The organism is Bacillus sp. SW14, from assembly GCF_047608225.1.
Lineage (GTDB): Bacteria > Bacillota > Bacilli > Bacillales > Bacillaceae > Bacillus > Bacillus subtilis_G.
In genome coordinates this window covers 2,777,576-2,800,796 of the sequence record NZ_JBLKRW010000001.1, presented here as the reverse complement: position 1 = coordinate 2,800,796, position 23,221 = coordinate 2,777,576, and the positions used below count along the sequence as shown (strand labels likewise).

General features: G+C 41.6%; 23 protein-coding genes and 2 pseudogenes. 20 read left to right on the top strand and 5 right to left on the bottom strand.

Annotated features, from left to right (window positions below):
- Window positions 1–43: 43 nt before the first annotated feature.
- The 5 genes and pseudogenes from ACMX2I_RS14380 to ACMX2I_RS14360 all read left to right on the top strand — a co-directional run bounded on the left by ACMX2I_RS14380 (window position 44) and on the right by ACMX2I_RS14360 (window position 3,234).
- Window positions 44–1,465, top strand: coding sequence for a lipase (locus ACMX2I_RS14380; protein WP_414957283.1), 1,422 nt, complete (start codon window positions 44–46; stop codon window positions 1,463–1,465).
- A 12-nt stretch (window positions 1,466–1,477) separates the two neighbouring features.
- Window positions 1,478–1,783 (top strand): hypothetical protein, encoded by a 306-nt coding sequence (locus ACMX2I_RS14375; RefSeq protein ID WP_414957282.1) that lies wholly within the window; start codon window positions 1,478–1,480, stop codon window positions 1,781–1,783.
- A gap of 31 nt (window positions 1,784–1,814) precedes the next feature.
- Window positions 1,815–1,940, top strand: a pseudogene (locus ACMX2I_RS14370) (NADPH-dependent 7-cyano-7-deazaguanine reductase QueF); the annotation flags it as partial.
- 139 nt (window positions 1,941–2,079) lie between these two features.
- Window positions 2,080–2,502, top strand: coding sequence for a hypothetical protein (locus ACMX2I_RS14365; RefSeq protein ID WP_414957281.1), 423 nt, complete (start codon window positions 2,080–2,082; stop codon window positions 2,500–2,502).
- A 441-nt stretch (window positions 2,503–2,943) separates the two neighbouring features.
- Window positions 2,944–3,234, top strand: a complete 291-nt coding sequence (locus ACMX2I_RS14360; RefSeq protein WP_289347039.1) for a DUF3219 family protein — start codon at window positions 2,944–2,946, stop codon at window positions 3,232–3,234.
- A 111-nt stretch (window positions 3,235–3,345) separates the two neighbouring features.
- On the opposite strand, the gene ACMX2I_RS14355 is transcribed toward ACMX2I_RS14360, so the two are convergent.
- Complete coding sequence (locus ACMX2I_RS14355) at window positions 3,346–3,540, bottom strand: YkvS family protein (protein ID WP_010328531.1); 195 nt, start codon at window positions 3,538–3,540, stop codon at window positions 3,346–3,348.
- Between the two features lie 164 nt (window positions 3,541–3,704).
- Here ACMX2I_RS14355 and ACMX2I_RS14350 point away from each other — a divergent pair, with 164 nt between their 5' ends.
- The 5 genes from ACMX2I_RS14350 (at window position 3,705) to pfeT (ending at window position 8,975) form a co-directional block, all read left to right on the top strand.
- Entirely contained in the window at window positions 3,705–3,899 is a 195-nt protein-coding gene (locus ACMX2I_RS14350) for a hypothetical protein (protein ID WP_148963754.1), read from the top strand.
- A gap of 297 nt (window positions 3,900–4,196) precedes the next feature.
- Complete coding sequence (locus tag ACMX2I_RS14345; protein ID WP_414957280.1) at window positions 4,197–4,823, top strand: cell wall hydrolase; 627 nt, start codon at window positions 4,197–4,199, stop codon at window positions 4,821–4,823.
- Window positions 4,824–4,940: 117 nt separating this feature from the next.
- The gene (gene ykvU, locus ACMX2I_RS14340) at window positions 4,941–6,278 is read left to right on the top strand and encodes a sporulation protein YkvU (protein WP_414957279.1); all 1,338 of its coding nucleotides are present in this window, start codon (window positions 4,941–4,943) and stop codon (window positions 6,276–6,278) included.
- Between the two features lie 50 nt (window positions 6,279–6,328).
- Window positions 6,329–6,826: an endospore biogenesis thiol-disulfide oxidoreductase StoA gene (gene stoA / locus ACMX2I_RS14335; protein ID WP_414957278.1), complete on the top strand. Its 498-nt coding sequence runs from the start codon at window positions 6,329–6,331 to the stop codon at window positions 6,824–6,826.
- A 235-nt stretch (window positions 6,827–7,061) separates the two neighbouring features.
- Complete coding sequence (gene pfeT / locus ACMX2I_RS14330; protein ID WP_414957277.1) at window positions 7,062–8,975, top strand: metal-transporting ATPase PfeT; 1,914 nt, start codon at window positions 7,062–7,064, stop codon at window positions 8,973–8,975.
- Between the two features lie 37 nt (window positions 8,976–9,012).
- On the opposite strand, the gene ACMX2I_RS14325 is transcribed toward pfeT, so the two are convergent.
- On the bottom strand, window positions 9,013–9,216 hold the full coding sequence (locus ACMX2I_RS14325; RefSeq protein ID WP_414957276.1) for a hypothetical protein: 204 nt from the start codon (window positions 9,214–9,216) through the stop codon (window positions 9,013–9,015).
- 163 nt (window positions 9,217–9,379) lie between these two features.
- Between ACMX2I_RS14325 and papB the strand changes: the two genes are divergently transcribed.
- Window positions 9,380–10,474 (top strand): di/tri-peptidase, encoded by a 1,095-nt coding sequence (gene papB / locus ACMX2I_RS14320; protein WP_414957275.1) that lies wholly within the window; start codon window positions 9,380–9,382, stop codon window positions 10,472–10,474.
- Window positions 10,475–10,524: 50 nt separating this feature from the next.
- Here papB and ACMX2I_RS14315 read toward each other — a convergent pair whose 3' ends face one another.
- The gene (locus tag ACMX2I_RS14315) at window positions 10,525–10,650 is read right to left on the bottom strand and encodes a hypothetical protein (RefSeq protein WP_277986990.1); all 126 of its coding nucleotides are present in this window, start codon (window positions 10,648–10,650) and stop codon (window positions 10,525–10,527) included.
- Between the two features lie 105 nt (window positions 10,651–10,755).
- On the opposite strand from ACMX2I_RS14315, the gene ACMX2I_RS14310 reads away from it, so the two are divergent.
- The 7 genes from ACMX2I_RS14310 (at window position 10,756) to splB (ending at window position 18,492) form a co-directional block, all read left to right on the top strand.
- Window positions 10,756–11,721 (top strand): LacI family DNA-binding transcriptional regulator, encoded by a 966-nt coding sequence (locus tag ACMX2I_RS14310; protein WP_087991007.1) that lies wholly within the window; start codon window positions 10,756–10,758, stop codon window positions 11,719–11,721.
- A gap of 62 nt (window positions 11,722–11,783) precedes the next feature.
- Complete coding sequence (glcT, locus tag ACMX2I_RS14305) at window positions 11,784–12,650, top strand: glucose PTS transporter transcription antiterminator GlcT (RefSeq protein WP_202328606.1); 867 nt, start codon at window positions 11,784–11,786, stop codon at window positions 12,648–12,650.
- 229 nt (window positions 12,651–12,879) lie between these two features.
- Window positions 12,880–14,979 (top strand): PTS glucose transporter subunit IIABC, encoded by a 2,100-nt coding sequence (gene ptsG, locus ACMX2I_RS14300; RefSeq protein ID WP_414957274.1) that lies wholly within the window; start codon window positions 12,880–12,882, stop codon window positions 14,977–14,979.
- A gap of 96 nt (window positions 14,980–15,075) precedes the next feature.
- Complete coding sequence (locus ACMX2I_RS14295; RefSeq protein ID WP_003218637.1) at window positions 15,076–15,342, top strand: phosphocarrier protein HPr; 267 nt, start codon at window positions 15,076–15,078, stop codon at window positions 15,340–15,342.
- Window positions 15,342–17,054 carry a phosphoenolpyruvate--protein phosphotransferase gene (gene ptsP / locus ACMX2I_RS14290; protein WP_202328608.1) on the top strand — a complete coding sequence of 571 codons (1,713 nt, stop codon included), beginning with the start codon at window positions 15,342–15,344 and terminating at the stop codon, window positions 17,052–17,054. The genes ACMX2I_RS14295 and ptsP overlap by 1 nt, the downstream gene beginning before the upstream one ends.
- Before the next feature lie 92 nt (window positions 17,055–17,146).
- Window positions 17,147–17,386 (top strand): splAB operon transcriptional regulator SplA, encoded by a 240-nt coding sequence (gene splA, locus ACMX2I_RS14285; RefSeq protein WP_414957273.1) that lies wholly within the window; start codon window positions 17,147–17,149, stop codon window positions 17,384–17,386.
- A 77-nt stretch (window positions 17,387–17,463) separates the two neighbouring features.
- A complete protein-coding gene (gene splB, locus ACMX2I_RS14280) occupies window positions 17,464–18,492 on the top strand; it encodes a spore photoproduct lyase (RefSeq protein WP_087991012.1) in 1,029 nt (342 codons plus the stop codon).
- Window positions 18,493–18,539: 47 nt separating this feature from the next.
- Here splB and ACMX2I_RS14275 read toward each other — a convergent pair.
- Window positions 18,540–19,061: pseudogene (locus ACMX2I_RS14275) on the bottom strand (GNAT family N-acetyltransferase).
- A 152-nt stretch (window positions 19,062–19,213) separates the two neighbouring features.
- On the opposite strand from ACMX2I_RS14275, the gene mcpC reads away from it, so the two are divergent.
- Both mcpC and ACMX2I_RS14265 read left to right on the top strand, forming a co-directional pair.
- Window positions 19,214–21,181, top strand: a complete 1,968-nt coding sequence (mcpC, locus tag ACMX2I_RS14270) for a methyl-accepting chemotaxis protein McpC (protein ID WP_414957272.1) — start codon at window positions 19,214–19,216, stop codon at window positions 21,179–21,181.
- Between the two features lie 141 nt (window positions 21,182–21,322).
- A complete protein-coding gene (locus tag ACMX2I_RS14265) occupies window positions 21,323–22,189 on the top strand; it encodes an NAD(P)-dependent oxidoreductase (protein ID WP_414957271.1) in 867 nt (288 codons plus the stop codon).
- Between the two features lie 39 nt (window positions 22,190–22,228).
- Here ACMX2I_RS14265 and ACMX2I_RS14260 read toward each other — a convergent pair whose 3' ends face one another.
- Entirely contained in the window at window positions 22,229–23,005 is a 777-nt protein-coding gene (locus tag ACMX2I_RS14260; protein ID WP_414957270.1) for a CAP domain-containing protein, read from the bottom strand.
- Window positions 23,006–23,221: the final 216 nt, after the last annotated feature.

Sequence of the window (23,221 nt, the reverse complement as noted above, 5' to 3'; positions counted from 1 at the left end):
AAAACCATCCTTTCAGTGCTTATTTTACATGAGGAGTGTGTCAATGTACACGAGCAAGAAGGCTAAGGTTCCTAATATATCTGACCAAGATTATTATAGTATTAGTCAACTAACTTATCGAGATGAGTATCTGAAAAAACATTTCTCGAAAAAAATACCCGTTAAGATTAATTCAGGAAAACAATATTTTATAGATAAAATCAAAAAAGACCCAGACACAGGGCTAGATGTATACGTATTTGTCCAAGCCAAGAAAAAAGAAGGCAAATGGGTAAAACCAAAAGAACCGGAAAATGTTGTCGTAGGTTTTCAAGGAACAAATCAGGAACAAATTAAAGCTGATGTTATAAGTGCGGATGGCGGCAACGTAGTAATGGGTAAAGACCCGAAAAAGAAAGTCCAATACATAATGAAAAAAGATGCGTCTGAAAACTCTAAAGCTATTGCCAAGTATAACGGCAGTATGGAACAAGCAATGATGATTAAGAGCGGAGAATACAAAATTGTCACTAAGACATCTCAATTTGATCAAGGTGATAAGCTCGTTGCCAATGAAGTGAAAAAGTATGCTGGTACTAACACAGTGATTTCGACAACAGGTCACTCACTTGGAGGAGCAGATGCGGAATACGCTGGTGTAAACAACGACGTTTACAGTGTGGCTTTTAACAACCCTTCCATCGTTAAGCTGCATGATGAAGAAACACAGAAGAAAATCAGAAATGGCGAATTTGATTTGTATCACAAAGCAATCATTAATCCTGATGATATGGTGGGTTCGGGCTGGTTTTTAGAATACGACCGACACAACGGAACAACTATATACACGAAAGACCCAAGCATCGCACGCCAAGATAGAGCAAACCGGCTTAATACATCTTTAGGTATTCCTGGTGTTCTAGGGAGTCTTATTACCTCCTTCTATGGCCAAGCATTTGCAAAAAATCCTGATACTCATAGTTTAAATGATTCCAACTTTAAATTTGATAAGAATGGTAATATCCAAAGTGTTAATGGCAGAAACGGAGTGTATAACCAGAATATCGAATCGTTCTCATCTTATTCAGGTATGAATGGACAAACCATTAAAGTGGATGCTAAGTATGCAAAAGAACTGGCTAAACGTTTACAGGCAGCTATCGAAGACTTAAAAACAAAGAAACAAGAAATTGAACAATTCCCTCATGATCACAGCAAAATGGTTTATGACGTAAAATCGATTTGCGGGAAGAGATTAGGAGAATTCAAGGATCTTGATCCAAGTGATGTTGATAAAGCTGTATTGTTTCACGCACCTTATGTGAAAGATGGGGCAGCATTTTATGACTCAGAAGAGCATTATCAAACTGAGGCTTCTCTTCATTATTTGATTAGAGATTTAGAGGATATTAGTGAGTTCATTGTTAAATTGGCTGAGGATTTAAAAGATAAGGATGATGAATTAGCAAGCTGGTTACGATTGTAAGGGGGATTTAAATTGCCATATGGAGTTAATATGGATGCAGATGAATTTTACAGACGGTTACAACAGAATGAGGAATTAAAAAAAAATGTGGGTACAAGTTTAAAAACTCATTGTCAGAACCTAAAGGAAGACACAAAAAACGCATCAGATTTTTCTTCAGCACAACAGGTTATAGCTGAAGTGTATGTTGCTTTACTCTCTTCATTTGAAGGGAAAGCTAAAGAAGCGTTAGTACAAAGGCTTAATGAAAATGCGACTATGTTGACAAATGCCACAGGGAACAGAAGTGCTTTTTTGAGAAGTATTAAGGCTAAATAATTGAAATAACCCCCTTCACTATAGATGTGAACCAAGAGGCGGAATTTCCATTGACCCGTACACAAACTACGGAAAGCCGGGAACAAAGTACGAGAAAATGGCGGAATACCGTATGATGAACCATGATTTGTATCCGGAGACGGTTGATAATCGATAATGATTTCAAATGTTATGTCATAGACGTGTGTAATAGCACGTCTATTTTTTGGGTGCTCAAAGTACCCCAATTCGTCTTTTTTGAATTTTTATTTCCTTAATATTGAAATCTGATTATAATATGGAAAAGGGGGCTGCTGATGAAAAAATTATTGGTTTGTATGTTGTTATGTCTTGCGCTAAGTTTGAATGTCCAAACTACGATTGCATTGGCTGCTAAGGATGAAACAAAAGTCAGTTTTATTATGACAAAAGATCAAACTGGTTTTTTTATAGCAAACCATAATAACCCTTATGATCCAGGATGGCTCTATTACAGATTTACAATATTGAATGCAGAAGGGTGCACGCTTACCATGAAACTGCAGAGGATGACATTAGGCGGAGATTTTATTACGATAAGTGAGAAAGCGTTTACTGGCAACCATTTTGATTATAGCGCCGCCGATTATATACCCGGAACCAAGTTGAGAAACCATTACTTGGACATTACGAAAGGATCTGGCTGCGGAGATGTTAGCATCGAAGGCTATTACGGTGCTGAATATGAGGGGACTGACTGATTGTCAATCAAGGCGAGCAAAAGAGCTTGGCTCGATTAAAGGCGGGTTTTTGTCAGACAAATGAGTATCTTCGCCTATTATATATCAACAACATGACCCGAGAGGAAAAAGGTGAACGTCCGCTATCTTGTATCCGTATCTGCACTGCCGAGCACATATCTTTTCGTTTTATCCTCAAAACCATGTCCTAAAACCGTATTCATTGCTGGGACTTATGTAAAAAAAGACGAGTGAATCCGGGGGAATTCCACTCGCCGCTTTCTCATGAAAAGACGGGATGCTGGATGGCAGCTCGTCTGTTTTATTATAATTTATCGAACATACGTTTGTAAAGGTGTCTTTTCTAAAGAAATGGGTAACATAACTGTTGTCAGAACAGATTCATTGTAAACGTTCGCTAAGGTATGCTAAGATGCATGGACTTTAAAGGAGTGATACGAAGTGAAGACATTGCGATTAAACGATGTAACGCTAGAAATGGATGCATATAAAGTGGAAAGCGAGCCGAAGCGCAAAATCGCTTTCACCCTAAATGTTACGAGTGAGACTTACCACGATATCGCTGTCCTGTTATATGATAAAACGTTCAACGTCCAGGTTCCTGACGAGAATCTTGCCTTCCGGGGTGAAATCACAAATTACTCAACGTCAATGACCAACCTGTATGAATCAGGATCCGTCAGTGAGTTCCATATAGAAATAACGGAAACAGACCAAAACGCCGATTCATAATCGGTGTTTTTATGTAAAAAAGCTGCCGGCCGGCAGCTTTTGAGAAAGCGAATTTCATATGTAAGGTGTCTAATTGTCGGTCTTGCAGTTTTTGCGAATGAATGTGGGAGATTAGGAGGTTTTATAGGAGTCTCTGATGATCTTATAATTCTTATGATTAACAACTGTCAATGAATCTAACTCAAGATCCCGGTAGTTATCCATAATCGTCACATCAACGATTACAGAATTCTCATTTACTTTTTCAACAACACCGGTTAATCCATTTTTAAATTCAATGACGTTTCCAACCTTAGCGATTTTCACAAGCTTCCTCTCCTTTTAACATAATAATGCCTTTTGAAAGTATTTTGCAGTATTTTCATTAAGAAGTAAAGCGATAAGGAGTTTTATCTCCCTAATGAATTGTCCTGAGGCGATAAAGATGATATATTGATTTTCGTCAAAAGAAAGAAAAGGGGGAATTTTCGTTGCGTCCCGAAGAGATAATAGAAATGATTGAACAGCTGCGAACCGGCGCAATAAACGAACTGAGAGTCCAGAAAGAGCATTTCCTGGATTTCAGGGCCGTGTTATCCAAACAAGATGATTTTAAACATTTCCGAGGAATTGCCCAGCAAGGCGGAGATGTTATATTTCAATACTTAGAACAGTCAAGAAGCTGAAGGTTTCTCAATTGTGAGAAGCCTTTTTATCATATATGACAGGATACAGGCTCTTTATTACACGAAGCTGTAACAGGCGTAAATAAAATGTAAAACGCCAAAAATGGATAAATATGTTTCGTATTGACAATATTTATAGAATTTCAGGCTGTTTTTCTTCCATTAACAAGCCTGTCATCCGGTATATTCCATCCTGATGCCTCCTTGGGAGAGTTGGAAAATCTTTTTCCGTGAAAATGAATGGATCTCTTGTTAAGGTTATGAAGTGTTTTTTGAGCACTTTAAGGAGGAAACTGTATGACGACGAAATTCACTGCTCTGGCTGTTTTTCTTCTTTGTTTCATGCCTGCAGCAAAAATTGAACATACACAAGCTTCACTAATGAGCACAAAGAAGACAAAACAAGAAGCCAAATGGCTTACACATATAGAACGAGACACAGACAGATCTTTCCCTTCACTGTCTGCTGATAAGGACGAGAAAAAAATAAAACCGATCAAGCTATCAGCAAACACTGAAAAGAAAGAGAAAGACAAGCCAGCCAAAACAAATGAAAAGAAAGAAACATATACTCATTCTGAAAAAGATTTGCTGTCCCGTCTCGTTCACGCAGAGGCAAAAGGAGAATCATATAAAGGCAAGGTCGCTGTAGCAAGCGTCGTGCTGAACAGAACAGAGAAAAAAGGTTTTCCTGATACCATAAGAGGCGTGATTTATCAGACAAACGCCTTTGAACCGGTTTCAAACGGAAGCATTAATCAAAAGCCTGATAAAGATTCAATTGCCGCTGCCGAAGAAGCGCTGTCCTCAGAAAATAGAGAAACAAATGCCGTATTCTTTTATAATCCGAAAACAGCGTCAGATGATTGGATTCGCTCAAGAAAAATTGTAGAAAGAATCGGCAGGCACGTTTTTGCCATCTAAGCATAGAATAGACAATTTGTCTCTTCTATGCTTTTTTTTATATAAAGAGTAAAAATAAAATAATTTTTGAACTTGTCTCATATGATGTTGGTAGTACAAGAGACAAGGAGAGACATCATGAATCGATTTGTGAAAGGGATCATTCTTTTATCCATTGCCGCCTTTTTCGCTGAATGCCTTGAATTTGTCGTGAATATGATTTTGGCGAGGGAGCTTGGCGAGCATGGGATGGGGCTTTACATGAGTATATTGCCTACGATTTTTTTAATTATCGTCATCGCAAGCTTGGAACTGCCGATTTCGATTTCTAAATTCATTGCCGAATCAAACCCTAAGCTACATGAAAGCATGCTGAGGCACGCTTTCAGAATGACAGCCGTTTTTACAGCGTTTTCTACTGCCGCCGCCAGTATTGCGCTTCCGTTTATTCCCGTATTTGATACATACCACCCGTTTATTAAAGGGATTGTCGTTGGCTTAATTCCTATTGTCGCTTTTACTTCAATCGCCAGAGGCTACTTTATGGGTGTGCAAAAAATGGGAAAGATCGCAATCGCCAATGCGCTGAAAAAAATCATTCAGCTCTTGTGCTTATTCCTCTTTTTTCAATGGTACTCATTTGAGTTGGATATGGCCGTGCTGATTTCCTTGTTTGTCCTAGTCGTGAGTGACGTGGTCGTGCTTGTTTATTTATATTCACAATTTATCATGGCGAGGCGGGCAGTATCCGGCCAGCAGCACATTCATTTGCGCGGAAAGGATGTAATGAAAAGACTGCTTGCCGTTTCAATTCCTACAACAGGACTGCGTATTTTTCATGCCGTTGTCAATGCGATTGAACCCTTTTTAGTAAAAGGGGCGCTTTTGGCAGCAGGCGTTGCCGGGACAGCGGCGATTGATCAATATGGAATGCTTGCCGGTGTGGCTGTAACCATAGGTTCGTTCCCTGCTTTTATTGCCCATTCGTTAATGGTTGTCATGATACCGAATATTTCCGAAGCTTATGCGCTTTCACAGTATGACATCGTATTAAAAAGGTTGAAGCAGTCGATTTTCATTACACTTGGCTATGGTATACCGGCTGTCTGGATCATGTTTCAGTTTGCAGGACCCCTGACACATTTGTTTTTTCACTCTCCTGAAGCGCAGTATTACTTGCAGCTGTTGTGGCCATACTTTCTCTTTCATCTGTTTGTCATGCCGCTGCAGGCGTGCTTAATCGGGATGGGGTTTGTGAAAGAAGCTTTTTATCACAATGTATGGAGTCATATCGTTGCGCTAAGTATGATGTATGTGCTGGGATCAATGGAGAATCTGCAGATGCTCGGTATTATCCTAGGGATGAACACTGGCATGATTTTACTGACGAGCCTGCACTATGCCACGATCTGCAAAGCGCTGCGAGTATCTGTTTTCCTTACAGGAGGAAACAGAACGCCGCGAATTGAAGGATGATAAAGAAAAAGCGGGGGCAAGCTAATTGAAAAGCATGAAAGGAAGATTCCATGTTAACGAAGCGTTTGCTTACTGTATGCCTTATGTTATCGGGGATGATTGCGTTTTTTCCCGATGTGGCAGCAGCTGAGGATAAACAGCCTGCAGTTCCCGCTGTTTTTCTTATGAAAACAATAGAAGGGGAGGATATCTCGATCCCGAATAAAGGACAAAAAACGATCCTGCATTTTTGGACATCGTGGTGTCCGCCCTGCAAAAAGGAGCTTCCCCAGTTTCAATCATATTATGATGCCCATCAAACAGACAGTGTAAAGCTGGTAACGGTGAATTTAGTGAACGCGGAGCAAAATCAGCAAACCGTTGAAGACTTTATTAAAGCAAACAAGCTGACATTTCCGATTGTTCTTGATTCAAAAGGAGAATTGATGAAGGAATATCATATCATAACGATCCCAACTTCGTTTTTGCTGAATGAAAAGGGAGAAATTGAAAAAACAAAAGTAGGCCCGATGACGGCAGAACAACTGAAAGAATGGACGGAAGAATAGCTGAGAGCATAAACTCTCAGCTTTTTTCATATCATGACGAATTGGATAAATATTAATGATAATTATTATCAAAAAGAAATTAAAATAATTATAATTGAAATTCTCTTCGTGCGTGCTATAATAAAGGAAGACATCAAGAAATAATTGACTATAAAGCTGCCTTATGGGCGGCAATTTTGTTTTTATAAGGGAAATGAAGATGATTTGCGTTCTCAATTAGAGAGGGGAATTTAATATGAATGAACAAGTTATCGCTCAACACGATCCGCACGAGCCATTAAAAACAGAACAGAGAGAAAAAAACTGGGTGCAGCATGCCGAGCTTATTGCAGCACTCGTGTCAGGTGCTCTTATTTTGGCCGGCTGGCTTTTATCCGGACATCAAGTATTATCAGTAACGTTTTACTTGCTGGCTTTTGTGATCGGCGGGTTTGCTAAAGCAAAGGAAGGAATCGAAGAAACGTTTGAATCCAAAACACTGAATGTAGAACTTTTGATGATTTTCGCAGCCATTGGTTCCGCCTTGATCGGATACTGGGCAGAGGGTGCTATTTTAATATTTATTTTTTCCTTAAGCGGAGCTTTAGAAACATACACGATGAACAAAAGCAGCAGAGATTTAACTTCTTTGATGCAGCTTGAGCCAGAAGAAGCGACACTGATGGTCAATGGCGAAACCAAAAGAGTTGCGGTTTCCGACTTGCAGGCCGGTGATATGATTGTGATCAAACCTGGAGAACGAGTAGCGGCAGACGGTATCATTGAATCGGGCTCAACAAGCCTTGATGAGTCAGCATTAACAGGTGAGTCAATGCCTGTGGAAAAAAACACCGGTGACGCTGTATTTACGGGGACTGTGAATCGCAACGGCTCCTTGACCGTCCGTGTCACAAAAGCAAATGAAGATTCGTTATTCAGAAAAATCATCAAACTGGTTGAATCTGCGCAAAGCAGTGTTTCACCCGCGCAGGCTTTCATCGAACGATTTGAAAATGCCTATGTAAAAGGTGTCCTGATTGTGGTGGGGCTCTTGTTATTTGTGCCGCACTTTGCGCTGGGGTGGAGCTGGAGTGAAACCTTCTACCGCGCAATGGTGTTTATGGTTGTCGCCTCACCTTGTGCGCTTGTCGCCTCTATTATGCCGGCGGCGCTTTCCTTGATTTCAAATGGCGCCCGCAACGGCATGCTTGTAAAAGGAAGCGTCTTTCTTGAGCAGCTGGGCTCTGTGCAAATGATCGCCTTTGACAAAACGGGCACTGTAACAAAAGGCCAGCCTGCCGTTGAAACTCTTAGAATCGCAGAAGGATTCAGCGAAACGGAGGTTCTAGAGGCCGTCTATGCCATCGAAACACAATCAAGCCATCCGCTCGCTCAAGCTATAACAGCGTACGCTGAAAGCCGCGGCGTGAATCAGCCCGGCTACATATCTATAGAAGAAACATCAGGGTTTGGTGTTATGGCAGAAGTGTCGGGCGCGAAATGGAAGATCGGTAAAGCGGGTTTTATCGGCGAGGAAAAGGCAGCACAATTTATAAATCAAACAGCATCAGAAGTCATTCAAAGCGGCCAAACGGTTGTATTTGTGAAAAAGGATGATCAAATAGCAGGCTGTATCGCACTGAAAGATCAAATCAGGACTGAAGCAAAAGAGGTCATGGAAGAATTGAACCGACTAGGGATTAAAACGGCCATGCTGACAGGAGATCATGAGGATACGGCTCAAGCAATAGCGAAGGAAGCCGGAATGACAACTGTTGCGGCAGAGTGCCTGCCTGACCAAAAAGTGAATGAGATCAAACGATTAAAAGAAGAATTCGGAACGATTGCAATGGTCGGTGACGGAATCAATGATGCGCCGGCCCTTAAAGCGGCGGATATCGGCATTGCAATGGGCGGCGGGACAGATGTCGCTCTTGAGACCGCTGATATGGTCCTCATGCAAAATGATTTAAAAAAACTTGTAAACATGTGCAGCTTGTCACGGAAAATGAACAGGATTGTCAAACAAAATATCGTGTTCTCTCTAGCTGTGATCTGCCTGCTGATTTGTGCAAACTTTTTACAGGTGATGGAATTGCCATTTGGCGTGATTGGTCATGAGGGAAGTACAATCTTGGTGATATTGAACGGGTTAAGGCTTTTAAAATAAAAACAGCAGTCCAATCGGGCTGCTGTTTTTTTACGGATTAAATTTTACCTTCTTTTTTGTCTTGATCAGATTTTTTCGTAACCATGATAAGCGCAAGGATGCAGCAAAGGAAACCCGCTGCACAGCCTATGATCGAGCTGTAATAATAAAAGCCGGCCATCTTCATACCGATAAAAGGAGCCGAAATCCCCAAAACCGTCAAGAGCATGACTGCTTTTCGTCTGAAAAAATTCATCAGCAAAACGGAACAACTCCCTGCGATTGAACTCTACTGTCAGTATACAGGATGAGGGGAAGGAAATAAAATGGATCAGAAAATGAAGGCCCCGCGAAAGGCAAACACCTGTAAAACCTGTTACAATAGAAGACAGAACGATGCATTGAAATGGCAAGGAGGACAAGAAGTGAATAGAATACAACGCGTCTCTTCATGGCTGAAGGAACAGGGGCATACTGCCGCATTTATTCATACGAAAGAAAATGTTTTTTACTTAACCGGTTTTTACACAGAACCGCATGAAAGATTGATGGGTTTATTTATTTTTCAAGAAGAGGAGCCTTTCTTTGTGTGTCCCGGAATGGAAGCAGACCAGGCCCGCAACGCAGGCTGGAATCATGAAATCATTGGCTATGCGGATCACGAAAATCCGTGGGAGCTGATAGAGAAAGCCTTGAAAAAGCGAAATGTCAGCATACATACACTCGCAGTAGAAAAGGATTCGATCTCACTATCACGCGCAGATCAGCTGAAGCATTCTGCCGGCGGGGCTCAGTTTGTATCAGCTGAAGAAACACTTAACCAATTTCGCCTGATTAAAGACGACAAGGAAATACGTTTGCTAAAAGAGGCGGCGAAGCTTGCTGATTACGGTGTTGAAGTTGGCGCAGCCGCTTTGCGTGAAGGCATTAGTGAAGTGGAAGTGCTCGCTCAAATCGAGTATGAGCTGAAGAAAAAAGGAATTCAGGGCATGTCATTCTCCACAATGGTTTTATTCGGAACAAAATCAGGCCAGCCCCACGGAAACCCGGGTTCAGCCACATTGAAGAAAGGTGATTTTGTTTTATTTGATCTCGGTGTTATTCTTGACGGCTACTGCTCTGATATTACAAGAACGTTTGCATACAAGACCATCAATCCGAAGCAAGAGGAGATTTATGAGACGGTGCTTCAAGCGGAAAAAGTCGCGATGGAGGCAAGTAAACCTGGTGTCAGAATCGGCGATCTTGATTTAACTGCCCGAGGAATCATTGAAAAAGCGGGATACGGAGATTATTTTCCTCACCGGCTGGGGCACGGACTTGGGATTTCTGTCCATGAGTACCCATCAATGAGCCAAGCCAACGATACATTGCTGCAGGAAGGCATGGTCTACACGATCGAACCGGGGATTTATGTGCCTGAGATCGGCGGGGTGCGCATTGAGGATGACGTTCATGTAACAAAGGACGGAGCGGTTGCTCTGACCCAATATCCAAAGGAATTAATCATACTGCCGTAACACGAAATAAAAAAGGACTTTGTTCTCGACATCGTCCTTTTTTGTCTGCATTAAATAAAAAAATCATCAAATGTTCGAAATGGTTTAATTTCATGTTTTTGGTCGAGAGGTTTTACAGCAAGGCAGCTGCCGCCAAGAACAGTCAGACATAACCCGATTAAAATGAAGAAACCCATGTCATCTTCTCCTTTCAGCTGAAAACATAAAATATGTCTGGTATGTTCATATCATATTGTATGAAACGCATTCCAGATCAAGGGGATTTAGAAAGAAGGGAATCTATGGCTAATATTAAAGACATTGCAGAAAAAGCCGGTGTCTCCGTTACAACGGTTTCCCGAGTCATAAACAATCATCCTTACGTCAGTGAAGACAAAAGAAATCGGGTGCTTGAGGCAATGGAAGCATTGGCGTACGCGAGAAATATTCACGCTGTGCATTTATCGAAAGGATTTTCAAACATGATTGGCGTTGTCTTGCCGACGATTAATCTCCCTTATTTTGCAGAGCTGATTGCAGGGATAGCCGACGCAGCCGCGGAATCCGGAATTCACCTCTCTTTATTCCAAACAAACTATGATGTGGAGAAAGAAATTTTTGCGCTGTCCCAGTTAAAGCAACGGCAGGTTGACGGGTTGATTTTTTGTTCGAAATCGCTTGCTGATGAGAAGCTCATCGAATGGGAGGGCCCGATATTGCTTTGCCAGAATTCAGATATCGGCCGTTTTCCAACCATCAGCATTCCTCACCACCAAGCATTCAGGTGCGGCTTGGACTATTTAATTACCAAAGGGCATAAAAAAATAGCAATCTGTTTGGCAAGAAAAAAGGGCATGAACAGCCATTTTCGAATCAAAGCCTATAAAGAAGCATTGGAAGAGATCGGAGAGGCCTTTCATGAAGACTGGGTGATTGAGAAAGCGATTACAATCAATGATGGAAAGGCGCTTTTTCATAAGTGGAAAAAGTGGAAGGAAAAACCGACGGCTATTTTTGTTGCCAATGATCAAGTGTCAGCAGGGCTTTTACTTGAAGCAAAGGCCCAGCGGATATCGGTTCCGGATGAACTTGCCATCTTAAGCGTTGATAACCATGAAATCAGTCAATCGCTTGGTGTCACAACGATCGATATTCAAACAAAAGAAATGGGAAAGCAGGCGTTTGCCATGCTGGAAAAAAGAATTCAGGGACAGCCGATTGAGAGGAAAGTTCTCGATTACCGCCTCATCGAAAGATCGACTGTTTAGTGAAAGCATCGAAAAAAGGTTTGACGTGCATTCCGTTCGTTATGTACGATATGAGGTATTGAATGACAAAGGAGCTGAGGATCGTGAATGGGTCCTTTACAGTGAAAAAGGTACTGAATAATAACGTATTAATTGCTTCTCATCATAAATACAGCGAAGTCGTTTTAATCGGAAAAGGTATTGGTTTCGGAAAAAAACAAGATGATGTCATTGAAGATAAAGGCTACGAAAAAATGTTCATTTTAAAGAATGAGAAGGAACAAAAACAGTTTAAAAAGCTCCTTGACTATGTTGATGAAAAGCTCGTTGATATTTCAAACGATGTCATCTATCACATCAGCAACAGGACTAACCACTCATTAAATGAACATATTCACATTGCGCTGACTGATCATATCGCATTTGCGATCAAAAGACAGCAGCAGGGCTTTGATATGAAAAATCCATTTTTAATGGAGACTCAGTCACTATATCCTGATGAATACCAAATAGCCAAAGAAGTCATAGAAATGATCAATGAAAAAGCGGGAATCTGTCTTCCGGAGGGGGAGATCGGTTTTATCGCCCTGCATATCCATTCGGCCCTGACAAACCGTCCGCTGTCCGAAGTCAATCAGCACTCGCAGCTGATGGCGCAGCTTGTCGAGGTGATTGAAGACTCATTTCAAATGAAAGTAAATAAGGAAAGTGTCCACTATTTGCGGCTGATCCGGCATATTAGATTTACTATAGAAAGAATTAAAAAAGAAGAACCGACTAAAGAACCAGAAAAATTAATGTTGTTATTGAAAAATGAATATCCACTATGCTACAATACAGCTTGGAAATTGATTAAAATCTTGCAGCAAACATTGAAGAAACCAGTTCATGAGGCGGAAGCGGTTTATCTGACGCTTCATCTGTACCGATTAACCAATAAAATTTCATAAATTCAGTTTATCCTTATAACGTGTTACTGATCCGATCAGGCATGAGTGATTGAGGGGAAAAAACGGGAAGTCTATTCTCGTTCTTTTGTGCACCCGATTTTGCTCATGCCCTTTTTGTTGTGTAAAAGGGCAAATGTAAACGGTTAAACTGGGAGACTTACGCCTGTGAATTCGTTGTCATGATTTTTAGCTGTAAGGTCAGACTAGTAAAAAGAGGAGGTCAATTCTTATGTTTAAAGCATTATTCGGCGTTCTTCAAAAAATCGGGCGTGCGCTTATGCTTCCAGTTGCGATCCTTCCGGCTGCGGGTATCTTACTTGCGATCGGAAATGCGATGCAAAATAAGGACATGATTGAAGTCCTGCATTTCTTGAGCAATGACAATGTCCAGCTCGTAGCAGGTGTTATGGAAAGCGCTGGACAGATTGTTTTTGATAATCTTCCGCTTCTATTCGCAGTAGGTGTAGCCATCGGGCTTGCCAACGGTGATGGAGTTGCAGGGATTGCTGCAATTATCGGTTATCTGGTGATGAACGTATCCATGAGTGCGGTTCTTGTTGCAAACGGAACCATTCCTTCCGATTCAATCGAAAGAGCCAAGTTCTTCACGGAAAACCATCCTGCATATGTAAACATGCTTGGTATACCTACCTTGGCGACAGGCGTGTTCGGTGGTATTATCGTCGGTGTGTTAGCGGCATTATTATTCAACAGATTTTACACAATTGAACTGCCGCAATATCTTGGTTTCTTTGCGGGTAAACGTTTCGTTCCAATTGTTACGTCAATTTCTGCACTGATTCTGGGTCTTATTATGTTAGTGATCTGGCCTCCGATCCAGCATGGATTGAATTCCTTTTCAACAGGATTAGTGGAAGCGAATCCAACCCTTGCTGCATTTATCTTCGGGGTGATCGAACGCTCACTTATTCCATTCGGTTTGCATCACATTTTCTATTCGCCGTTCTGGTATGAATTCTTCAGCTATAAGAGTGCTGCCGGAGAAATCATCCGCGGGGATCAGCGTATCTTTATGGCGCAGATTAAAGACGGCGTACAGTTAACAGCAGGTACGTTCATGACAGGTAAATATCCATTTATGATGTTCGGTCTGCCTGCTGCGGCGCTTGCGATTTATCATGAAGCAAAACCGAAAAACAAAAAACTCGTTGCAGGTATTATGGGTTCAGCGGCCTTGACATCCTTCTTAACAGGGATCACAGAGCCATTGGAATTCTCATTCCTATTCGTTGCCCCTATCTTGTTTGCGATTCACTGTGTGTTCGCGGGACTTTCATTCATGGTCATGCAGCTGTTGAATGTTAAGATTGGTATGACATTCTCCGGCGGTTTAATTGACTACTTCCTATTCGGTATTTTGCCGAACCGGACGGCATGGTGGCTTGTCATTCCTGTCGGCTTAGCGATTGCGGTCATTTACTACTTCGGGTTCCGATTTGCCATCCGCAAATTTAATCTGAAAACACCTGGACGCGAGGATGCTGCGGCTGAAACTGCATCAACTGGGAAAACAGGTGAAGCTGGAGATCTTCCTTATGAGATCCTGCAGGCAATGGGTGACCAGGAAAACATCAAACACCTTGATGCTTGTATCACTCGTCTGCGTGTGACTGTAAACGATCAGAAAAAGGTTGATAAAGACCGTCTGAAACAGCTTGGCGCTTCCGGCGTACTGGAAGTCGGCAACAACATTCAGGCTATTTTCGGACCTCGTTCTGACGGTTTAAAAACACAAATGCAAGACATCATTGCGGGACGCAAGCCAAGACCTGAACCGACAACATCTGCTCAAGAAGAAGTAAGTCAGCAGGTTGAGGAAGTCATTGCAGAACCGCTGCAAAATGAAATCGGCGAGGAAGTTTTCGTATCTCCGATTACCGGAGAAATTCACCCGATTACTGATGTTCCTGACCAAGTCTTCTCAGGAAAAATGATGGGTGACGGTTTTGCGGTTCTCCCTTCAGAAGGTATAGTCGTATCACCGGTTCGAGGAAAAATTCTAAATGTGTTCCCGACGAAACATGCGATCGGCCTGCAATCCGACGGCGGAAGAGAAATTTTGATCCACTTTGGTATTGATACTGTCAGCCTGAAGGGCGAAGGATTTACGTCTTTCGTATCAGAAGGAGACCGCGTTGAGCCTGGACAGAAACTTCTTGAAGTTGATCTGGACGCAGTCAAACCAAATGTACCGTCTCTCATGACACCGATTGTGTTTACGAACCTTGCTGAAGGAGAAACAGTCAGCATTAAGGCAAGCGGCTCAGTCAACAGAGAACAAGAAGAAATTGTGAAGATTGAAAAATAAGGTGTTAGTACGCTGTGCTTGTCAGATGACAAGTACGGCTGTATGATATAATATTGTGAAGTAATATAGCTTTAAGTTAAAAGGAGAATGATAAAAATGGCACAAAAAACATTTAAAGTAACTGCAGATTCTGGAATCCACGCTCGTCCTGCGACAGTTCTTGTACAAACTGCAAGCAAATACGACGCTGACGTGAATTTAGAATATAACGGTAAAACAGTAAACCTTAAATCTATTATGGGTGTTATGTCTCTAGGTATCGCTAAAGGTGCTGAGATCACAATCTCTGCTACTGGCGCTGACGAAAACGATGCTCTTAACGCTTTAGAAGAAACAATGAAAAGCGAAGGACTCGGCGAGTAATGCAAGAATTAAAAGGGATTGGCGCTTCAGCCGGCATCGCGATTGCAAAAGCGTACCGGCTTGAAGAGCCAGATTTAACGGTTGAAAAGAAAAATATCTCTGATTCTGAAGCGGAAGTAAGCCGTTTTGATGAAGCGATTGCACGTTCAAAAGCAGAGCTCGAAAAAATCAAAGAGCACGCTTTGAAAGAACTTGGTCAGGATAAAGCTGACATTTTTTCTGCTCACCTTTTAGTTCTCAGTGACCCTGAGCTTCTAAACCCTGTGAAAGAAAAAATCAGCACTGATTCAGTGAACGCTGAATTCGCTTTAAAAGAAACGTCTTCTATGTTCGTTACTATGTTTGAATCAATGGACAACGAATATATGAAAGAGCGTGCGGCTGATATCCGCGACGTAACAAAACGCGTAACCGGCCACCTGCTTGGCGTCGAAATTCCAAACCCGAGCATGATCTCAGAAGAGGTTATTATTATAGCTGAAGACTTAACACCGTCTGACACAGCTCAATTAAACCGTGAGTTCGTAAAAGGATTCACAACTGATATCGGCGGACGCACATCTCACTCTGCCATCATGGCGCGTTCTCTTGAGATTCCTGCAGTTGTTGGTACGAAAGCGGCTACAGGCACGATCCAAAACGGCGTAACTGTTATCGTTGACGGTATTAATGGCGATGTCATTATCGACCCATCTGCGGAAACTGTAAAAGAGTATGAGGAAAAACATAATGCTTATTTGGCTCAAAAAGCTGAATGGGCGAAGCTTGTCAATGAACCGACTGTCTCAAAAGACGGACATCATGTAGAGCTTGCAGCGAACATCGGGACTCCTGATGATGTGAAAGGCGTTCTTGAAAATGGCGGTGAAGCAGTTGGCCTTTACCGTACAGAATTCCTTTACATGGGAAGAGATCAGCTGCCTACAGAAGATGAGCAGTTTGATGCATATAAAACTGTTCTTGAGCGTATGGAAGGAAAATCAGTTGTCGTGCGGACACTTGATATCGGCGGAGACAAAGAGCTTCCTTACCTGCATCTTCCTAAAGAAATGAACCCGTTCTTGGGATACAGAGCGATTCGTCTTTGCCTTGAAGAGCAAGAAATCTTCAGAACACAGCTTCGCGCGCTGCTTCGTGCAAGTACATACGGAAACCTGAAAATCATGTTCCCTATGATTGCGACAGTTAACGAATTTAAAGAAGCAAAAGCGATCCTTCTTGAAGAGAAAGAAAAGCTTGTCAAAGCGGGACAGACTGTATCTGACGATATTGAAGTCGGTATGATGGTTGAAATTCCGTCAACTGCAGTCATCGCTGATCAGTTTGCTAAAGAAGTTGATTTCTTCAGTATTGGAACAAACGATTTGATTCAATACACAATGGCTGCTGACCGTATGAATGAGCGTGTATCTTATCTGTATCAGCCATACAACCCTGCAATCCTTCGCTTGATTACACTCGTAATTGAAGCGGCACACAAAGAAGGAAAATGGGTTGGCATGTGCGGAGAAATGGCAGGAGACGAAATTGCGATCCCGATCCTTCTCGGCTTAGGCTTAGATGAGTTCTCAATGAGCGCAACTTCTATCCTTCCGGCAAGAACACAAATCAGCAAATTGTCTAAACAAGAAGCTGAGTCATTCAAAGAGAAAATTTTATCTATGAGCACGACAGAAGAAGTTGTCGCGTTCGTAAAAGAAACATTCAAGTAATGTATATAAAAACCAGACGGCCTTCGGCCTGTCTGGTTTTTTTCATAAGCAAGGGTATAGAAGGGCACAATAACATGGATAGGAGGGATAGTATGTCAAACCAATTTAACACAGGAGATACAGTGTACGTGATCTACAGAAATCCGCACGCCGCCAATGTTGCCCATATTAAGGAAGCCGAAATTATGCACCATCCATACCATGAAGGTGAGCTTTCCCTGTTTATTTTTGAAACTTATCATCCGTTTGCAGAGGATGATGCTGTGTTTGCAAGCTATGAAGAAGCGAAATCACTTTACAAAGAACTATTTGATATCGATCCATACGAGTAACAAGGAAATCATTACAACTCATATCCTTTCCGTCTTATGAGAAAAGTAACGGTAGTAAAGGAAAAGGATGTGGCATTATGCAGAACCCATTTGTTCCGCAGCTTGTGTATATTGAACCGAGAGCGCTGGAATATCCGCTGGCCCAAGAATTACAGGATAAATTTGAGAACATGGGCATTGAAATCAGAGAAACGACATCCCACAATCAGGTGCGTAATATTCCAGGGAAAAATCATCTTCAGCAATATCGCAACGCGAAATCAACTTTAGTCATCGGTGTCAGAAAAACATTAAAGTTTGACTCTTCCAAACCCTCGGCTGAATACGCCATTCCGTTTGCCACAGGCTGTATGGGGCATTGCCATTACTGCTACCTGCAAACAACCATGGGGTCAAAGCCGTATATCAGAACCTATGTAAACGTTGAAGAGATATTAGACCAGGCTGATAAGTATATGAAGGAGCGCGCGCCGGAGTTCACAAGGTTTGAAGCCTCATGTACGTCAGACATAGTAGGAATTGATCATCTGACACACTCGCTGAAGCACGCCATTGAACATTTTGGACAAAGTGAGCTCGGAAAACTAAGATTTGTAACGAAATTTCATCATGTCGATCACTTATTAGACGCAAAGCATAACGGGAAAACGAGATTCAGATTCAGTATTAATGCCGACTATGTGATTAAAAACTTTGAGCCGGGAACCTCACCTCTTGATAAACGGATAGAAGCCGCAGTAAAAGTGGCAAAAGCAGGATATCCGCTAGGCTTTATTGTTGCACCGATTTATATTCATGAAGGCTGGGAAGAAGGATACAGACATTTGTTTGAAAAACTTGATGCTGCTTTGCCGCAGGATGTCAGACATGATATTACGTTTGAATTAATTCAGCACCGTTTTACAAAGCCGGCCAAACGAGTGATTGAGAAGAATTATCCAAAGACAAAGCTCGAATTAGATGAAGAAAAGCGGCGTTATAAATGGGGCCGTTACGGAATCGGGAAATATATTTATCAGAAAGATGAAGAGCATGATCTTCGGGAAAAGCTTGAATCCTATATTGATACTTATTTCCCTAATGCGAAAATCGAATATTTCACTTAAACGGGCTGTGATGATGAACAGCTCGCTTTTTTATAAAAAGGATTTTTTCATTTCATTAAAACGCCGAAATTCAATGATTCTTTATCCTCTAAATAATTGCCGACTACACGAATCGGTGAACGGCCGCAATGAGGGAGAAAGGACAGCACAGTTCCTTTTTTTCCTGCATCCATCACATCTTCAACGTATCGTACAGCACTGATCTCGTGTGCGTATTTATGATAAAAAGGAATACGCCCGCCGCCTAGAAGGCGCCTGAGCCGTTTGTCAACAGTCAGCTCATACATCGTGTTCATCAGCCATTTTCCGATTCCAAGCTTCCGATACTGAGGAGAAACTGAAATATCCACTACATATAAAGGATTTCCATGAGGATCATGGTTTTTCATTGATCCGCTGTCTGTCGCGCGCCCATGTATGGTCAGGAGATTCAGGCTTAAAATGTACGATAAGGGCAGTCATAGAACCGACAATCCAGGCATTGACCAGCGGCCCTTTTATGTCAGTGTCAGTCTCCGAATAGTTTCTGATGGAAGAGCCTCAAATTTTCTGCCGTTGTGCACGTACATTGTTTTCGTATGATCATCACCCTCCTTATGCTGTTTTCATCATATTGAGGGTTGAATTTTCAGTAAATACATTTCAATGTTCATATAATTTATTTTTTGATTATTCATCTTTCAAACGAAAGGGCCGATATAGAAATTAGGAGGGGATTGGTTTGTTTAAAAAACTTCATATAAAGATTGCTGTTTTTGTTTCGATCATGTTAATTGTCACAGTTGTTCTTTTAATGCTGTCTTCTTATCTGACGCTGAAACCGATGATTACAGAGGATGGGAAAAATACAACTCAAAACGTGACGCAGTCACTTGAACAAAATATTGAATTGCAATTAAAGAGTTATGCCATATCGTTATCGAGATTGGCTAATGGGGAATTAACTCGTACATTTGTAACAAAACCAAGTAAAGAAGCTTCTCGGCTGTTTAACGATGATATTAAACAAATCAAAGATAACGATGATTATGTTGCGATGGCTTACATAGGCACCGCAAAAAAAGAAATGTTTACATATCCGAAAGCCGATTTTGCTGATGATTATGATCCGACATCGAGACCATGGTATAAGCTTGCAGCTGAAACCCCGGACCAAGTCGTTTGGACGGAACCTTATCAAGATGTCGTGACAGGAGATATGATTGTCACAGCATCAAAAGCGGTTCTTGACGGACAAAAAGTGATGGGGGTTGCCAGCTACGATTTGAAACTCTCTGCCATCCAGAGCATGGTCAATAAGCAAAAGGTGCCTTACAATGGATTTGCCTTTTTAGCTGATGCGAGCGGCAATCTTTTAGCACACCCGTCAAACCAAGGAAAAAACATATCAAAGGATCAAACACTGAAAACCATTGCATCTGAGAAAAAAGGGATACAGGATGAAAATGGGAAAATGGTTGTGTACCAAACGATTGGTGAAACGGGCTGGAAAGTCGGAACGCAATTTGATACCGATAAATTAATGTGGATTTCTGATAAAATGAATCGGGCGAATCTTTGGATATCATTGATAGCGCTTGTCGCTACGATCATTCTCAGCTACTTCCTGGCCAAAACGATAACCGGTCCGATACAGCAGCTGATCGCAAAAACGAAGGCAGTTTCCGAAGGCGATTTAACCGTTCATGCTGAATCAAAATCCAAGGATGAAGTCGGGATTTTAACAAGAGATTTTAATCAGATGGTTGAAAATATGAAGGATATGGTTGAACAAGTGAGACTATCTTCAGGGAAAGTATCTGATACCTCTGAGCAGTTAACAGTGGTCTCTGCGGAAACCAATGAAACAAGCGGACAAATTGCAAAAGCGATTGAAGAAGTAGCCGCAGGGGCATCAGAACAGGCTTCTGAAGTAGAGACTATTAACGAAAAATCAGAAAGTCTGTCAACTAAAATCAGACAAATTGCTGCGGAGGCAGGCGGAATGAAAGAACGCTCAAAATCGTCTGAGAATGCAAGCTATAAAGGACTTGACGCGCTCGGCCAGCTGCTGATGAAGTCAAACGAAGCCAACACGGAAACGAAAAAGGTTGAAACGATGCTGCTTGATTTAGAAAATCAAACAAAGAATATCGAAGAAGTCGTTACAGCTATTTCAAATATTTCTGATCAAACGAACTTGCTTGCTTTAAATGCCAGCATTGAGGCAGCCAGAGCCGGTGAAAGCGGACGCGGCTTTGCCGTCGTAGCTGAAGAAGTGAGAAAGCTTGCCGAGCAATCAGCGCTTTCTACAAAGCATATCAGCGAGACTGTGAAGCTTATCCAGGTTGAGACGAAAGAGGCCTCTCACGCAATGGTTGAGGCAAGCAGAATGAATGATGAACAAAACAGTGCCATTCATGAGACTGGAGAGGTATTAAACACGATTACTGTGGAAATGCAGTCACTGGTTCAAGGCATTGATCACATTTACGAAGAAATTCAAAGAATGAGTGAAGAGCAGCTCGCGATTTCTGAAGCGATTCAAAGTATTTCGGCCATATCACAGGAATCGGCAGCTGCAGCAGAGGAAGTGAATGCATCGACTGATGAACAGCTGATCACCCTTGATAAAGTCAAACACTCAACGGAAACATTAAAGCATGCAAGCCAAGAGCTAATGAGCACAATTACGAAATTCACATTGTAATCCAATTAAATCCCCAAAAAACTTGGGGATTTTTTTATTTTAAGAGTTACTATAAGATAAATAGATATGGTAGTCTAGAAAATGAAGGAAATATGATAAATTTTAACTAAAATCAAAACAAAACATCTGGGAGGAATGACCTTGAAAAAAACAATTGGTTTTATCGGTCTTGGAGTGATGGGAAAAAGCATGGCATCACATATTCTGAATGACGGCCATCCTGTATTGGTGTATACCCGGACAAAAGAAAAAGCAGACAGCATACTGCAAAAAGGCGCAGTATGGAAAGAAACAGTCAAAGATCTTTCAAAAGAAGCGGATGTTATCATCACAATGGTCGGCTATCCCAGTGATGTTGAAGAAGTGTATTTTGGAAGCGACGGAATTATTGAAAACGCAAAAGAAGGCGCGTATCTCATTGATATGACCACATCTAAACCTTCGCTTGCGAAGAAGATTGCTGAAGCAGCCAAAGAAAAAGCATTGTTCGCTTTAGATGCCCCTGTTTCCGGCGGAGATATCGGTGCACAAAACGGAACACTCGCGATTATGGTTGGCGGAGAAAAAGATGCATTTGAAGCCTGCATGCCGATTTTCTCTTTAATGGGAGAAAATATTCAATATCAAGGACCGGCTGGAAGCGGACAGCATACCAAAATGTGTAATCAGATTGCAATCGCAGCCGGTATGATCGGTGTGGCGGAAGCGATGGCATATGCTCAAAAATCAGGTCTGCAGCCGGAAAATGTCCTGAAAAGCATCACAACGGGCGCAGCCGGAAGCTGGTCATTGTCAAATCTTGCTCCCCGTATGCTGCAAGGCAACTTTGAACCGGGTTTTTATGTGAAGCATTTCATTAAAGATATGGGAATTGCGTTGGAGGAAGCGGAATTAATGGGAGAAGAAATGCCAGGCTTGTCCCTTGCGAAATCCTTATATGACAAGCTCGCTGCACAAGGCGAAGAAAACAGCGGGACTCAAAGTATATTTAAGCTTTGGTTGAAATGAAAAAAGATTGCCTGTACGGTACAGGCAATCTTTTTTGTATTATTTTCCGATAAATTGCTGTGTCCAGATGCTTCCGGACTCAACGTAACCGACACCAATATGAGTAAAGTTAGCGTTTAGAATGTTTTTTCTGTGTCCTTCACTGTTCATCCAAGCTTTTACTACTTCTTCTGGCGTTTTTTGACCCTTAGCGATGTTTTCACCTGCTGTTTTGTAGCTGATACCGAAAGATTTCATCATATCAAACGGTGAGCCGTAAGTCGGGCTTTGGTGATCAAAATAGTTCTTGTCTTTCATATCTTGAGATTTTGCGCGTGCAGATTTGCTTAACGTTTCATCAATTTGAAGCGGCTTTAAGCCTTGTTTTTGTCTTTCTGCATTTGTAAGCTCAACAACTTTTTTCTCATACGCGCTTACAGATGAAGGCGCAGATGTTGTTTTGTTTGTTTTTTCAGCAGCTGCAGGTGCTTTAGAAGCAGTATTTTGTTCAGTAGCAGCTGCTTTTTTTGTAGTTTTTTGCGCAGGTTTTGCAGTCTCTGTCTTTTGAACATCCTGAATGTTCATGTTAGACTGCTTCGCATGTTTTTGAAGAAGCTGCTTAAGCTCTTTTTCATTTGCAGCGTTTAATGTTTTGATATTTGTTTTAATATGAAGTTTTTTTACTATATCGTTAAGAGACATGTTTTGCACTGTGTTCCCCATTTTCACCTTTACCACATGCTGGCAGGAGAGTTCTTTCGCTGATGCTTGCTGTACGCCCCCGAATGTGAATAATCCAACCGCAGCGGCAGCAGATAAAATAAATGCTTTCTTCATTAGTTCATAACCTCCTAGAGTTGTTTGTTGCTACAAAAAAATCATAACATAGCTTTTTTGTCATAAAGTATCCATCACTTCCCTTTGACAAAGAGAGATTGTCATTTTTGTAACCAATGTGTGCTGAATCCTTGAAAAGCAGGGAATCAGCTGCAAATCATGTTTTATCACACTGTTACATGTATTCCTTTTTTTTGAATCGTTAGTTAAATTTAA

Excerpts from the sequence above, each read along its gene's own strand:
- ACMX2I_RS14345 (WP_414957280.1), top strand. The coding sequence starts at position 4,197 with ATGACGACGAAATTCACTGCTCTGGCTGTTTTTCTTCTTTGTTTCATG.
- ACMX2I_RS14260 (WP_414957270.1), bottom strand. The coding sequence starts at position 23,005 with ATGAAGAAAGCATTTATTTTATCTGCTGCCGCTGCGGTTGGATTATTC.
- stoA (WP_414957278.1), top strand. The coding sequence starts at position 6,329 with ATGTTAACGAAGCGTTTGCTTACTGTATGCCTTATGTTATCGGGGATG.
- ptsG (WP_414957274.1), top strand. The coding sequence starts at position 12,880 with ATGTTTAAAGCATTATTCGGCGTTCTTCAAAAAATCGGGCGTGCGCTT.
- splB (WP_087991012.1), top strand. The coding sequence starts at position 17,464 with ATGCAGAACCCATTTGTTCCGCAGCTTGTGTATATTGAACCGAGAGCG.
- ACMX2I_RS14365 (WP_414957281.1), top strand. The coding sequence starts at position 2,080 with ATGAAAAAATTATTGGTTTGTATGTTGTTATGTCTTGCGCTAAGTTTG.
- glcT (WP_202328606.1), top strand. The coding sequence starts at position 11,784 with ATGACAAAGGAGCTGAGGATCGTGAATGGGTCCTTTACAGTGAAAAAG.
- ykvU (WP_414957279.1), top strand. The coding sequence starts at position 4,941 with ATGAATCGATTTGTGAAAGGGATCATTCTTTTATCCATTGCCGCCTTT.
- splA (WP_414957273.1), top strand. The coding sequence starts at position 17,147 with ATGTCAAACCAATTTAACACAGGAGATACAGTGTACGTGATCTACAGA.
- ACMX2I_RS14380 (WP_414957283.1), top strand. The coding sequence starts at position 44 with ATGTACACGAGCAAGAAGGCTAAGGTTCCTAATATATCTGACCAAGAT.
- ACMX2I_RS14295 (WP_003218637.1), top strand. The coding sequence starts at position 15,076 with ATGGCACAAAAAACATTTAAAGTAACTGCAGATTCTGGAATCCACGCT.
- ptsP (WP_202328608.1), top strand. The coding sequence starts at position 15,342 with ATGCAAGAATTAAAAGGGATTGGCGCTTCAGCCGGCATCGCGATTGCA.
- ACMX2I_RS14310 (WP_087991007.1), top strand. The coding sequence starts at position 10,756 with ATGGCTAATATTAAAGACATTGCAGAAAAAGCCGGTGTCTCCGTTACA.
- ACMX2I_RS14315 (WP_277986990.1), bottom strand. The coding sequence starts at position 10,650 with ATGGGTTTCTTCATTTTAATCGGGTTATGTCTGACTGTTCTTGGCGGC.
- pfeT (WP_414957277.1), top strand. The coding sequence starts at position 7,062 with ATGAATGAACAAGTTATCGCTCAACACGATCCGCACGAGCCATTAAAA.